Annotated in this window: 13 protein-coding genes; 5 read left to right on the top strand and 8 right to left on the bottom strand. The window is 72.1% G+C overall.

The window, feature by feature from the left end:
• Window positions 1-485 precede the first annotated feature (485 nt).
• Window positions 486-677 (bottom strand): ferredoxin, encoded by a 192-nt coding sequence (locus tag ACBJ59_RS06290; protein ID WP_364136727.1) that lies wholly within the window; start codon window positions 675-677, stop codon window positions 486-488.
• Window positions 678-683: 6 nt separating this feature from the next.
• Window positions 684-1,874: a cytochrome P450 gene (locus ACBJ59_RS06285; RefSeq protein WP_375109217.1), complete on the bottom strand. Its 1,191-nt coding sequence runs from the start codon at window positions 1,872-1,874 to the stop codon at window positions 684-686.
• A gap of 96 nt (window positions 1,875-1,970) precedes the next feature.
• Between ACBJ59_RS06285 and ACBJ59_RS06280 the strand changes: the two genes are divergently transcribed.
• Window positions 1,971-2,576, top strand: coding sequence for a TetR/AcrR family transcriptional regulator (locus tag ACBJ59_RS06280; RefSeq protein ID WP_375109216.1), 606 nt, complete (start codon window positions 1,971-1,973; stop codon window positions 2,574-2,576).
• Between the two features lie 111 nt (window positions 2,577-2,687).
• Window positions 2,688-3,221, top strand: a complete 534-nt coding sequence (locus ACBJ59_RS06275; RefSeq protein ID WP_375109215.1) for a hypothetical protein — start codon at window positions 2,688-2,690, stop codon at window positions 3,219-3,221.
• Between the two features lie 11 nt (window positions 3,222-3,232).
• Here the strand turns inward: ACBJ59_RS06275 and ACBJ59_RS06270 are convergent, their stop codons facing one another.
• Complete coding sequence (locus ACBJ59_RS06270) at window positions 3,233-4,906, bottom strand: hypothetical protein (RefSeq protein WP_375109214.1); 1,674 nt, start codon at window positions 4,904-4,906, stop codon at window positions 3,233-3,235.
• A gap of 88 nt (window positions 4,907-4,994) precedes the next feature.
• Window positions 4,995-5,825: a L,D-transpeptidase family protein gene (locus ACBJ59_RS06265; RefSeq protein ID WP_375109213.1), complete on the bottom strand. Its 831-nt coding sequence runs from the start codon at window positions 5,823-5,825 to the stop codon at window positions 4,995-4,997.
• Between the two features lie 98 nt (window positions 5,826-5,923).
• On the opposite strand from ACBJ59_RS06265, the gene ACBJ59_RS06260 reads away from it, so the two are divergent.
• Window positions 5,924-6,400 (top strand): YbaK/EbsC family protein, encoded by a 477-nt coding sequence (locus ACBJ59_RS06260; protein WP_375109212.1) that lies wholly within the window; start codon window positions 5,924-5,926, stop codon window positions 6,398-6,400.
• Window positions 6,401-6,410: 10 nt separating this feature from the next.
• Window positions 6,411-6,983 carry a GNAT family N-acetyltransferase gene (locus ACBJ59_RS06255; protein WP_375109211.1) on the top strand — a complete coding sequence of 191 codons (573 nt, stop codon included), beginning with the start codon at window positions 6,411-6,413 and terminating at the stop codon, window positions 6,981-6,983.
• 152 nt (window positions 6,984-7,135) lie between these two features.
• Here ACBJ59_RS06255 and metF read toward each other — a convergent pair whose 3' ends face one another.
• Window positions 7,136-8,056: a methylenetetrahydrofolate reductase [NAD(P)H] gene (gene metF / locus ACBJ59_RS06250; RefSeq protein WP_375109210.1), complete on the bottom strand. Its 921-nt coding sequence runs from the start codon at window positions 8,054-8,056 to the stop codon at window positions 7,136-7,138.
• Between the two features lie 93 nt (window positions 8,057-8,149).
• On the opposite strand from metF, the gene ACBJ59_RS06245 reads away from it, so the two are divergent.
• On the top strand, window positions 8,150-9,217 hold the full coding sequence (locus tag ACBJ59_RS06245; protein ID WP_375109208.1) for a polyprenyl synthetase family protein: 1,068 nt from the start codon (window positions 8,150-8,152) through the stop codon (window positions 9,215-9,217).
• A gap of 570 nt (window positions 9,218-9,787) precedes the next feature.
• On the opposite strand, the gene thiE is transcribed toward ACBJ59_RS06245, so the two are convergent.
• The 3 genes from thiE to ACBJ59_RS06230 are packed head-to-tail and all read right to left on the bottom strand — an operon-like array spanning window position 9,788 to window position 11,972.
• Window positions 9,788-10,426 carry a thiamine phosphate synthase gene (thiE, locus tag ACBJ59_RS06240; RefSeq protein ID WP_375109207.1) on the bottom strand — a complete coding sequence of 213 codons (639 nt, stop codon included), beginning with the start codon at window positions 10,424-10,426 and terminating at the stop codon, window positions 9,788-9,790.
• Window positions 10,404-10,778, bottom strand: coding sequence for an Rv2175c family DNA-binding protein (locus tag ACBJ59_RS06235; protein WP_364136707.1), 375 nt, complete (start codon window positions 10,776-10,778; stop codon window positions 10,404-10,406). The genes thiE and ACBJ59_RS06235 overlap by 23 nt, the downstream gene beginning before the upstream one ends.
• Before the next feature lie 30 nt (window positions 10,779-10,808).
• Complete coding sequence (locus tag ACBJ59_RS06230; RefSeq protein ID WP_375109206.1) at window positions 10,809-11,972, bottom strand: NAD(P)/FAD-dependent oxidoreductase; 1,164 nt, start codon at window positions 11,970-11,972, stop codon at window positions 10,809-10,811.
• Window positions 11,973-12,018 lie beyond the last annotated feature (46 nt).

Genomic DNA, 12,018 nt, shown 5'->3' with positions numbered 1-12,018 from the left:
GGTGTCAACTGGTTCCACGAACATAGGTTCGATGACCATGGACGGAAAGGACCGACACGCGGCAAGGGACGCCCTGTTCGCAGGAGCGAGAGCCCACTCCTCCCGTTTGCAGGGGTGCAAGGTCCTGTGTGTCGCACCGCCTTGCGAATCGCAGGGGTCGGGGTCGGGGCATTGCGGGATGCAGGGACCGGGATCGGAAGCCTGGGGCCTCATAGGAGCCCGCCGAGTATCGCAGGAGCCCGCCAGGTGTCACAGAAGCCAGGTGGGTGTCACAGGGGCCCGCCGGTGACAGGGCCGGGTGGGTTCGCCGGAGAGACGTGTCGTGGGCCGCAGGGGGCGAGCGTCTCGCGGGTTCGCGGGATCGCGCGACGAACCGGCCGCCGCCCCACTTCGCCGGAGGCGGCGGATGAAAGGGCCGCCGCCGCGCGATCGGCGCGGCGGCGGCCGGGTGTCGTGTCAGGGGGGTGTCAAGGCAAAGGAGGGCGTCACGAGACCGAGATGGCCCCGGACGGGCAGAGGGTCACGGCGCGGCGGACGGCGTCCTCCAACTCCTGCGGCGGCACGTCCTGCAGGAGCACGACCGTGCCCTCGTCCTCGCTCTGGTCGAACACCTTCGGCACTGTCAGCGCGCACATGCCCGCGCCGATGCACACCGTTGTATCTGCCTTGATTTCCATGGCGACCTACCAAGTGACAGGGAGGCGGTGCACTCCATAGATGCTCATGTCCGAGCGCATCGGCACCTCCTCGGGCGTTACCGCCAAGCGTAGGCCAGGCAGGCGCCGCAGCAGCGCAGGGTAGGCGATGCGCATTTCGGCGCGGGCGAGCTGCTGGCCGAGGCACTGGTGGATGCCGTGGCCGAAGGTGAGGTGCCCGGTGACGGGTCGGGCGACGTCGAGCCGCTCGCCGTCGGCGAAGCGGGACTCGTCGCGGTTGGCGGCGGGCAGGTGGATGGTGACCGTCTCGCCGGCCTTGATCGTGGTGCCCTCGATCTCGACGTCCTCGACCGCCGTACGCAGCGGGCCGAGGTGGATGATCGTGAGGTAGCGCAGCAGCTCCTCGACGCCGTTGTCCACCACCGAGGGGTCGTCGCGCATGGCGGCGAGCTGGTCGGGGTTCGTGAGCAGCGCGTACGTCCCCAGCCCCAGCATGTTGGCCGTCGTCTCGTGCCCCGCGATCAGCAGCAGCATCGCGACCCCGGTGAGGTCCTGGTCGTCCAGTTCCCCGCTCTCGACGAGCCCGCTGAGCAGGTCGTCGGCCGGCTCCTCGCGCTTGCGCTCGATCAGCCCCGCCAGGTACGCCCAGATCCGCCCCATCGCGTCCAGCGCGTCGTCGGCCTTGGTCTCGAGGTTGACCAGGATCCTGGAGTCCTCCTGGAAGCGCGCACGATCCTCGTACGGCACCCCGAGCAGCTCGCAGATCACCAGCGAGGGGATCGGCAGCGCGAACGCCTCGACGAGGTCCACAGGGCCGCCCGCGGCCTCCATGGCGTCCAGGCAGGCGTTGGCGATCTCCTCGATCCTGGGTTCGAGCATCTTCATCCGGCGCACCGTGAACTGCCCGGTCAGCAGTTTGCGGAAGCGCGTGTGCTCGGGCGCGTCCATGCGCAGGAAGAACCCGGGCGGAACCTTGAACCGCCCCTTCTCGACCAGCTCCATCCTGGACGGGAGCGGCGGGTGCATCGTCTCCGGCCGGTTGCTGAAGTGCGGGCTCGCCAGCACCGCGCGGGCGGCCGCGTAGCCGGTCACGAGCCAGCCCAGGTGGCCGTCCGCGTACGTCATGCGGTGCATCGCGCCCTGTTGTCGCAGTCGCGTCACCTCCTCCGGCGGGTCGAACGGGCGCTGGCGGGCGGTGGGCAGGGTCAGTTCGGACATGTTCCGGCTCCTTTCCGAGCTCCTCCCCCAGAAAACCTCAATGGATGCAAAACTTCAATGGGTGAAAATCCTAAGCGCGTGCAGTATAGTTCCGGCATGGTGGGACTACGGGAGCGCAAGAAGCAGCGCACGCGCCAGGCGCTGATCGAGGCGGCGCTCCGGCTGTTCGAGGAGAAGGGCTTCGAGGAGACCACGCTCGCGGAGATCGCGGCGCGCGCCGAGGTGTCGACGCGCACGTTCTTCAGCTACTTCGTCAGCAAGGAGGACGTGGTCTTCTACGACTCCCAGTCCCGGCTGGACCTGGCCGTGGCGGCCCTGGCGGCGCGGAAGCCCGACGAGTCGGTGACCGACCTGCTGCTCAGGATCATCGACGTGAGCTTCGACCACGTGCTCGTGGCCCAGGACCTCACGTTCGAGGACGCGGCGCTGCGGGCGCGGCTCGTGCTGACCGAGCCGGCGCTGCAGGCGCGGGCGCTGCACCTGCTGTTCGACAGCCAGCTCAAGCTGGCCAGGGCGCTGCACGAGGCGTTCCCCGAGCGGCTGACGCTGGTGGAGTCGGCGGCGGCGGTGGGGGCGCTGATCGGGGCGGTCAAGGTGGCGGTCATCGCCAATCTGGAGCAGGACCACTCCCTGGAGGAGATCATCGGCACCGCGCGCCGCGCGGCCGACGTGGCGCTCGCCGGCCTGCGTTCCCTCGGGTAGGGCTCCCGCGCCCCCTCGGGTGGGTCGGGGGCGGGACGCGCGGCCGGCTCGCCCCGGATGGCGCATTTTTGAGAAGCTGTCCCCCGGAACGCGGAGCGGAGAGGAGCGCGGATGTCGGGGAGCGGTCGCGGACGGCCGGTCGATGTCGTCCTGCTGGCCCTGGGGCCGGTCCTGGTCGCCGCGTACGCGGGCACCGGTCACCTGGCCGTCCGTACGGCGGTGCGCGCGCAGATCGCGGGCCCCGAGTGGGAGGGCGGCTCGATCGACTCCTCCGGGATGACCTCGCTCGGCATCGACACCTGGCGGGTGACCTGGTGGACCGCGCTGGTCGTGGGCCTGGTGGCGGTGGCCTACACGGCCATCGGGACGCTGCTGCGGCGGGCGGGCCGGGGCCGCGCGCTCCTCCTGGTCGTCTCGGGCGTCCTCATCGTCCCCTACGCCCTGGGGGTCTTCGTCGCGATGAACAACCCCGTCAAGCTCCTGGCCCAGCTGTACGACTCCCCCGACTTCGCCGCCGGCCTGCCCCCGTGGCAGCCGTACATCTTCCTCCTCCTGCTCGCCGCCGGGCTGATCCAGGCCGTCGGGCTGCCGATGGCCTCCGCGAAGGGCAGGCGCGCCACCGTCGGCGAGCCGGCCCCCTCCTGAAGCGGCGGCGGTCACCGGCAGAGCGGGTTCGACCAGGTCGTCCAGCCCTGCCTGACGCCGCCCGCGCCGGTGGCGGCCCAGCCCAGCGGCGGCGGCCCGGCGTCCGGCGGGACGACGGCCGTGCACACGCCCCGGGGAGGCACCCCGTCGAAGCGTTCGATCTCGGTCCACCACACCCGGTACGACAGCGGCACCCACACGTTCCACTTCACCCCGGCCGCCACCGCCACCCGGCCGGGCGGCGGCGCGGGCAGCCAGTCCGGGCCCGGCGCGGGCGGGGCCGCGGGCGCCAGATGCGCGATGAACGCGACGTGGATCAGTGCCAGCACCCCCGTGACCAGCGGCCGGGCCCGGCGGGCGGTGAGCAGGGCCGCGCCCGCCAGGCAGGCCAGCAGGACGAGCGCGGCCAGGGAGGCGGCGACCAGGTCGAGCGAGTCGCGCGTCCCCGTGAGGAAGATCACCTCGGGGAAGTCGAACGCGATGAACGCGTGGCGCCGCAGCCGGTCCCCCGCGTACCAGGCGGCCACGCCGCCGGACACGGCCAGCAGCCCCGCCGCGGCGGGCGCGCTCCGCGCCACCGCGAGCCGCCCGCCGCGCAGCAGCACGAGCATGCCGGCCAGCGTCCAGGCCACGGCGACGCAGGCCAGGTAGCGGCCGTAGGCGTGGTTGCCGACGCGGTGCTCGTCCGGCAGGGCGGCCGAGGAGGCGTACGCGATGCCGAGGGTCACCAGCAGCAGCGCGCCCGCCAGGACGCGGTGCGGGAGGGGCGCGGCCCGCCGGGCCAGCAGGGCCGCCGCCCCCGCCAGCCCGACGCCCGCCAGGCCCCACGTGCCGGCGACGAGGTACCAGAGCTGCCCGGCCGCTCCCGACAGCGCCCACGCCTGCCCTTCCAGGCTCGTGAGCCTGGCCAGCAGCAGTCCCGACAGGTCACGGGGCCCGCCGGGGTACAGCGCGGCCTCCAGCGCCCCGTTGAGCGCCTGGCCCACCACCGCGCCGGCGACCGCCGAGGCCGACACCGCGATCGCCGCCCCGCGCGGCAGCCGCCGCAGCACCACGGCCACGACCACCAGGCACACCGCCAGGATCACCGTCCCCCGCAGGTGCACCGCCATCGCGTACGCCGCCAGCCCGCCCGCCGCGATCCCCGCCCCGGCCGAGCCGTACGCGACCAGGTCATGCACCGCCACCAGCCAGGCCAGCACGAGCACCGGCAGGATCGCGTCGGCCAGCGCGTACCCGGAGAAGACCAGCAGCCCGGGCGACAACCCGGCCGCGAAGGCCAGGACCAGCGCCGCCCGCCGGCCCAGGCGGAGCCGCCGCAGCAGCAGGTACGCCACCGGGTACGCGCCCGCCGCCGCCACCGCCCCGATCCCGGTCACCAGCCGGTACGCCGTCTCCGGGTCGGAGGTCAGCCAGAAGACCGGGACGAGCGGCAGCGCGTAGCCGGCCTGGTAGAACGTCGAGCCGGACAGGTCGGCCCCGGCACCGCCGGCCAGCCACCGGGCGGCGAGGAGGTAGCCGGTCTCGTCCGGGTTGGCCACGGGCCCGGCGTGATAGCGGTGCAACCACAGCCGCAGCGCCACCTGCGCGACCCATCCGGCGGCCAGCGGCCACCACACCCAGGACCGGCCACCGCTCCGGCGCACGGCCGGAGCGGGCGTCCCCACCATGAACGCGGTTGTCATGAGCTCCCTCCAAAGTCAGGAGGAAGCCCACCAGAACGGCGATAACCCGCCCGTCACCGAATCCGGTTATGCGGACGTTACGCCGGGCTCAGGGGCGCTTGAACTTGCCCCGCACGTGCACCGGCACGCCCTTGCCGAGCATCCCGGGCAGCACCTCGGCCACGTTCATCGGCATGCGCACGCACCCGTGGGAGGCCGGGTGGAGCGGCACGGACAGCGCCCCGTGGAACGCGATGCCGCCGTTGAAGAAGATCGGGTTGTAGAGCTCGCCCAGGTACGACTTGTGCCAGCCGCTCGTGCGCCACGTCGTCCGGTAGTTGCCGGTCGGGGTGCTGGCCGAGCCGCAGAACTGCTGCTCCTTGCCCTGCCAGGTGGTGGTCTCGCAGTAGGGGACGCCGCTGCCGGAGGAGATGTGGGTGATCAGCTCGACCTCACCGTCCACGTACATCACCATGACCTGCTTGGTCAGGTTGACCTCGGCGCGGGTCGGCTTGCCGTTCCTGACCAGGACCTTGGGCGCCTTCGGCGCCTCCAGGGCCTCCCAGGTCCGCTTCGCGACGGTGCTGCTCGGCCTGATGCCGTTGACCTTCTGGAACGCCCACACGGCCGCCAGCGTCGTGCCGCCGTACCGGCCGTCGACCTTGCCGGGCCGGTAGCCGAGCTCGATCAGCCGCTTCTGCAGCCAGGTGACGGACTTGCCCTTGGCGCCCAGTTTGAGGGTCTTGCGAGGGGCGGTGACCGCCGGCTCGGTGGTGGAGGGTGTGGCGGACGGGCCGCTCCGGCCGGCCGCCGAGGAGGTGGCGGCCGTGGCGCCGGGCGAGGCGTCGGTACGCCGCTCCGCCTGCGTGCCGCAACCCGAGACGACGACCGCGCAGGCCGTCAGGAGAGCAGCCACCCCGGGCAGCCGTCGAGCCACCACGCATACCACCTCTCACCGACTTAAAGAACAGATCAGAGGACCCTACACCACTCACCATGAATAGGTAATCAAGCCGTCAACCTGTTTAGAGTGTCTTCATGTCTGAGAAGTTGCCGGCGAATGCCGTCGTCGTTGAATCCGCGCTGCGCGAACTCGGGGCGAGCGGCGAGATCGTGGTCCTGCCGGAGAAGGCTCCGACGGCGGCCACCGCGGCGGCCCAGCTCGGGTGCGAGGTCGGCGCCATCGCCAACAGCCTGATCTTCGACGCGGACGGGGCCCCGCTGCTCGTACTGACCAGCGGCGCGCACCGCGTGGACGTGGAGCTCGTCGCACGTACGGCGGGCGTCCGGCGGGTACGCCGGGCGACGCCGGAGTTCGTCAGGGAGGCCACCGGCCAGCCCATCGGCGGCGTGGCCCCGGTCGGGCACCCCGCGCCCGTGCGCACCCTGGTGGACAACTGGCTGAGCAAGCACGAGGTGGTGTGGGCGGCGGGCGGGCATCCGCTGACGGTGTTCCCGACGACGTTCGACGAGCTCGTGCGGATCACCGGGGGCACCCCGGTGGACGTCGAGTAGTGTGCGACGGGTGATCGAGTTTCGCGGGGCCGGTCCGGCCGAGTTCACCGAGCGGCTGGAGACGGTGATCGAGATTTACACGGCGGCGATGGACCCACCCGTGGACCAGATCACCGGCCGCAAGACCATCATGCGAAATCATGGGACATATCCCCATTTTCAGTGTTATTTCGCTGAATTGCGTGATTCATCCCCCGAGTTGCCCGCCCCCGAACCCAGAGTCGTCGGTTTCGCGTACGGTTTCCGGGGCGCGCCCGGGCAATGGTGGCACGACGTCGTCCTCAGGGGCCTGGAGGATCAGCTCGGCCAGGAGGCCGCCAACGCCTGGCTCGGGTTCGCGTTCGAGCTGGCCGAGATCCACGTGCACCCCGACTACCAGGGCAAGGGCATCGGCCGCGCGATGATCAGGACGCTGTGCGCCGGCCGCCGCGAGCGGTCGGCCGTCCTGTCCACCCACGACCGGCCCACCGCCGCCCGCCACCTCTACGCCAGCATGGGCTTCACGGACCTGCTGACGAGGTTCGTCTTCCCGGGCGGCCACGAGGAATACGCCATCGCGGGCCGCCCCCTGCCGCTGACCTGAGTGTCACGCCTGATGAACCTGTGACCTGAGGGTTTGCCGTGGCATGACGCCGGGCAGACCTTAATCACGGAAAGTAACCGACCCTTTACCGATCCGGCCGCCGTCCGACACCCGCCCGGTCCCCCTGCGGGCGGGTGGCCGGACTGCCCGGCTCAGGCGGTCAGCGGGATGCGGTCGAGCCGCTGGAACACCTCGCGGGACGCGCTCGACCGGTTGAACGTGATGAAGTGGATGCCCGGCGCGCCCTCGTCGAGCAGCCGCTGGCACAGCTCGGCCCCGTGCTCGATGCCCAGCCGCCGCACCGCCGCCGGATCGTCCTTGACCGCCTCGAACCTGGCCGCCACGTCCGGCGGGAACGGCGCCCCCGACAGCTGCTCGGAGCGCGCGATCGTGCTCATCTGGGTGACCGGCATGATGCACGGGATGATCGGCGTCTCGCAGTCCCTGGCCGCCACCCGGTCACGCAGCCGCAGGTAGTCCTCCGCCTGGAAGAACATCTGGGTGATCGCGTAGTCGGCGCCCGCCTCGCACTTGCGGACGAAGTATTCGGTGTCGGACTCGATGGACGGCGAGCGGGGGTGCTTGTAGGGGAAGGCGGCCACGCCCACGCAGAAGTCGCCCGACTGCCTGATCAGGCGCACCAGCTCCTCGGCGTAGAGCACGCCCTCCGGGTGCTGCACCCACTCGGCCGTCGGGTCGCCCGGAGGGTCGCCGCGGACGGCCAGGATGTTGCGCACGCCGGCGTCGGCGAAGCGCCCCACGAGGTGGCGCAGCTCGCGGACGGAGTGGTTGACCGCGGTGAAATGCGCCACAGGCGTGAGCGTGGTGTCGTGGGCGATCCGCTCCACGATGTCGACCGTGCGGTCACGCGTGGAGCCGCCCGCGCCGTACGTCACCGAGACGAACGTCGGCCGCAGCGACTCCAGCTCCCTGATCGCCCGCCAGAGCTGCCGCTCGCCCTCGTCGGTCTTCGGGGGGAAGAACTCGAACGAGAACGACCGGCCACCCGCGGCGAGCATGTCGCGGACGGTGGGAACACGATCGGGCCGGATGGAGGGTCGACCAAGCGCCATGGCCCCAAGGCTACCGCTACATCTTCCGAGCCACCGGGCCAGACGGGACACCTGGCAATCCGATCGCGTACATCCGGCCACTAGTCTCATGACATGACCACTGACGCCGCCGGCATGGACACCTTGCGCACGCAGGTGGAGCGTGCCCTCGGAGAGTTCGTCGAACGGCAGCTGCCCCCCGGCGGCGACCCCGAGTTCGCCCCGCTGCGCACGGCGGCCGACGAGCTGCTGTCCGGCGGCAAGCGGCTGCGTCCGGCGTTCTGTTACTGGGGCTGGCGCGGCGCGGGCGGCACGGACGAGCCCGGCGTCTTCCGCGCCGCCGCCTCTCTTGAGCTGCTCCAGGCCAGCGCGCTGGTGCACGACGACGTGATGGACAAGAGCGACCTGCGCAGGGGCATGCCGTCCGCGCACCGCCGCTTCCAGGCGATGCACGAGAAGTCCGGCTGGTACGGCTCGGCGCAGCAGTTCGGCGAGGGCGCCGCGATCCTGCTGGGCAACCTGCTGCTGATCTGGTCGGGCGAGATGTGGCGGGCCAGCGGCCTGCCGCGCGAGTCGCTGGAGGCCGCCCAGCCGGTCCACGACCACATGCGCACCGAGCTGATGTGCGGGCAATACCTCGACCTGCTGGAGCAGGCGCACGGGGAGAACACGTTCGACTCGGCGCTGCGGGTGGCGCTGTACAAGAGCGGCAAATACTCGGTGGAGCAGCCGCTCAGGCTCGGCCTGGTGCTCGCCGCCCGGGAGCTCGCGCCGTGGATGGACGACCTGTGCACCGGCTACGGCAGGCGGGTCGGGATCGCGTTCCAGCTCCGCGACGACATCCTGGGGGTGTTCGGCGACCCGGCCCAGACGGGCAAGCCCGCGGGGGACGACCTGCGGGAGGGCAAGCGCACGATGCTGGTGGCCCGCACGCTCGCGGCCGCCTCCCCGGCGCAGGCCGCCACGGTGCGGCGGCTGCTGGGGGATCCGGCGCTGGACGAGCGCGGGGTGGCGTCACTGCGGCGGATCATCGACGACACGGGTGCGCTGCAGGAATGCGAGGACCTGATCGGCGACTACCTGGGGGAGGCGCTGGCGGCGCTCGACGCGGCCCCGGTCACCCCCGACTCCCGCGCCGCCCTCACCGACCTCGCCATCGCCGCCACCTCCCGCAAAACCTGACCACCCCGCTCCGCTGGCCACCGGGCCTGGACCCAACGCGCCGTAACGGGCCGACGGCCTCGCACCCCGAACACACCTCACGTACGCAGCGCACGGAGACGGCGCACAGGCCCGGGCACAGGCGGCGACCGGACAGGCCACGCTCGAAGGAGGCACGGCACCGCAGCGCGAAGGACGGGCGCGGGAAAGCGGCGCGCGAACACCGGCCGAGGCCCCGAGCCCGCCACCACATCTCCCGGACGTGACGCCCGGAAGGCGGCGCCCGAAGAACGGGCATGGAAGCAACGGGCACGGAAGCTAGGCGCGGCGGTGGGCGCGGAAGCCGGGCGCGGAAGCCGGGCGCGGAAGCCGGGCGCGGAAGCCGGGCGCGGCGGCGGCGCGTGAAAGCGCGCGGGCAAACGGCGATCGGGCAGGCCAGGACCGCGGAGCCGGGGCCGCCAGGACCGCGGAGCCGGGCCCGCGGAGCCGGAGCCGCCGGGACCGCGGAGCCGGGCCCGCGGAGCCGGAGCCGCCGGGACCGCGGAGCCGGGGCCGTTGGAGGCGCCCGCTGTCAGGGCGGGCGCCTCGGGGTCAGCGGGCCGACAGCCGCTTGGCGAACTCCGCCGCCGCGGCCCCGGGGTCGTCGGCGTCGGTGATCGCCCGGACCACCACCGCCCGGCGCACGCCGTACGACATCACCTCGTCGAGGTTGGCGAGGTCGATGCCGCCGATCCCGAACCACGGCCGCGACGTCCCCAGCGACGCCACATGCCTGAGCAGCGGCGGGCCGGGGGCCGGGCGGCCCGGCTTGGTGGGCGTGGGCCAGACGGGGCCGCAGCAGAAGTAGTCGACGCCCTCCTCCACGGCCGCGGCGGAAGCCTCGGCGGCGGAGTGGGTGGACCGTCCGATGACGATGTCGTCGCCGAGTATCTCTCGCGCGACCGTCACGGGAAGGTCGTCCTGCCCCAGGTGGAGCACGTCGGGCCGGGCGGCGTAGGCGATGTCCGCCCGGTCGTTGACGGCCAGCAGCTTGCCGTGCCGGTCGCAGGCGTCGCGGAAGATCTCGAGGAGCGCGAGTTCTTCGCGAGCCTCCAGGCCCTTCTCCCGCAGCTGGATGATGTCCACGCCCCCGGCCAGCACCGAATCGAGGAACTCTGCCAGGTCGCCGCGGTCGCGGCGGCCGTCTGTGCAGAGATAGAGGCGGGCCTCAGAAAGCGAGGGCTTGGGCACGCCGCTTGACCTCGGTATGACGGCCGGCCTTGATCGCCTCTATGGGCGATCCGGGCAGCGACTCGTCTGGGGTGAAGAGCCAGCGCAGCGACTCGACATCGTCGTAGCCGGCGTCCTGCAACACGGTCAGCGTGCCGGGCAGGCCCTTCATCACGTCCTTCCCATCGAGGAACACCGCGGGCACCTGTGGCCCGCCGCTCCCGCGGCGCACGCCGAGGAGCTTGTGGTCCTTGAGGAGCTGCTTGGCCCGCCCGATCGAAAGGTCAAGGCGCGAGGCCACTTCGGGGAGCGTGAGCCACTCGTCGACGAGCTGCTCGGTCTCCCGGTCGATCTGTGCAACAGAAAGCGTCACGAAACCACAACTACCACATGCCGTCCTTGCTCAAACAACACAATCCCGTAGGGGGACTTGTGGATCTACCAGGCGTTCCGCGTCGAGGCGGTGGCCCGCCTCGATGATCCGCCGCCCCTGTACGAGATCGCGCGGCCGGTCCACGGCGAGCACCGCGGCGAGGGTGTCGCCGGCGGTGAGCCAGACGGCCGACCACTTGCCCTCGGGCTCTCCTCGATAGACCAGCCGTTCCCCCGCGGGGTGGTGGCCGGAGTATTGCACCATGTGCCCGAACTGCTCGGACCAGAAGTATGGCACCGGATCGTACACGGCTTCCTCCCCCAGCAGTGTCGCGGCGGCGACCTCGGGGGCGTTGAGCGCGGTGTCCCAGTGTTCCACCCTGAGCCTGACCTGCCAGCGGCGCGACCACCAGGCGGCGCAGTCGCCCACGGCGACCGTGTTCGGGAGCGAGGCGCGCAGGTGCTCGTCGGTGACGACGCCGTTGTGGAGGTCGATGTCGGCGCCGGCCAGCCATTCGACCGCCGGGCGCACGCCGATGCCGGTGACGACCGCGTGGGCCTCGACGAACTCGCCGCCCACCAGCCGCACGCCACCCTCGTCCACGGAGTCGACCATGGTGCCGAGCCGCAGGTCGATGCCGTCGTACCAGCGCTCGGTGCGGGCCCCGATCTCGGTGCCGACGGCGGTCGCGAGCGGGGTCTCGGCGGACTCGATCACCGTCACCTCGCAGCCGGCGCGGCGGGCCGCCGTGGCCACCTCCGCGCCGATCCAGCCGGCGCCGACGATGGCGAGGCGGGCGCCGGGGACGAGCATGGCCCTGAGCTCGTGGGCGTCGTCGATGGTGCGCAGCACGTGCTGGGGGCCGTCGCCGGGCAGCCTGATCGGCTCGGCGCCGGTGGCGATGACCAGGCTGTCGTAGCCGATCTCGCCCTCGGTGGTCTCCACGACGCCCTCGCGCAGCGACTTGGCGCTGACGCCGGGCCAGAAGTCGACGCCCATGGACTCGAGGTCGGTCTCGACGTAGCTGGAGTCGGCGTCGCCGGCCAGGACGGCCTTGGACAGGGGCGGGCGGTCGTAGGGGCGGTGGCGCTCCTGGCCCACCAGGGTGATCCGGCCGTCGAACCCGCGCCCGCGCAGTGCCTCGACCGTACGCACTCCGGCCAGGCCCGCTCCCACCACCACGACATGCTTCACGTTGATGACCATAACGGGGGCGGTGCGTGGACGTCGCACCGAGGCC

This window comes from Nonomuraea sp. MTCD27 (assembly GCF_041950495.1).
Taxonomy (GTDB): Bacteria; Actinomycetota; Actinomycetes; order Streptosporangiales; family Streptosporangiaceae; genus Nonomuraea.
This window is presented reverse-complemented; position numbering and strand designations above follow the sequence as displayed.

What these genes read in the sequence shown, in the direction of transcription:
- ACBJ59_RS06290 (WP_364136727.1), bottom strand. Translation starts at nt 677, where the DNA reads ATGGAAATCAAGGCAGATACAACGGTGTGCATCGGCGCGGGCATGTGC.
- ACBJ59_RS06285 (WP_375109217.1), bottom strand. Translation starts at nt 1,874, where the DNA reads ATGTCCGAACTGACCCTGCCCACCGCCCGCCAGCGCCCGTTCGACCCG.
- ACBJ59_RS06280 (WP_375109216.1), top strand. Translation starts at nt 1,971, where the DNA reads ATGGTGGGACTACGGGAGCGCAAGAAGCAGCGCACGCGCCAGGCGCTG.
- ACBJ59_RS06275 (WP_375109215.1), top strand. Translation starts at nt 2,688, where the DNA reads ATGTCGGGGAGCGGTCGCGGACGGCCGGTCGATGTCGTCCTGCTGGCC.
- ACBJ59_RS06270 (WP_375109214.1), bottom strand. Translation starts at nt 4,906, where the DNA reads ATGACAACCGCGTTCATGGTGGGGACGCCCGCTCCGGCCGTGCGCCGG.
- ACBJ59_RS06260 (WP_375109212.1), top strand. Translation starts at nt 5,924, where the DNA reads ATGTCTGAGAAGTTGCCGGCGAATGCCGTCGTCGTTGAATCCGCGCTG.
- metF (WP_375109210.1), bottom strand. Translation starts at nt 8,056, where the DNA reads ATGGCGCTTGGTCGACCCTCCATCCGGCCCGATCGTGTTCCCACCGTC.
- ACBJ59_RS06245 (WP_375109208.1), top strand. Translation starts at nt 8,150, where the DNA reads ATGACCACTGACGCCGCCGGCATGGACACCTTGCGCACGCAGGTGGAG.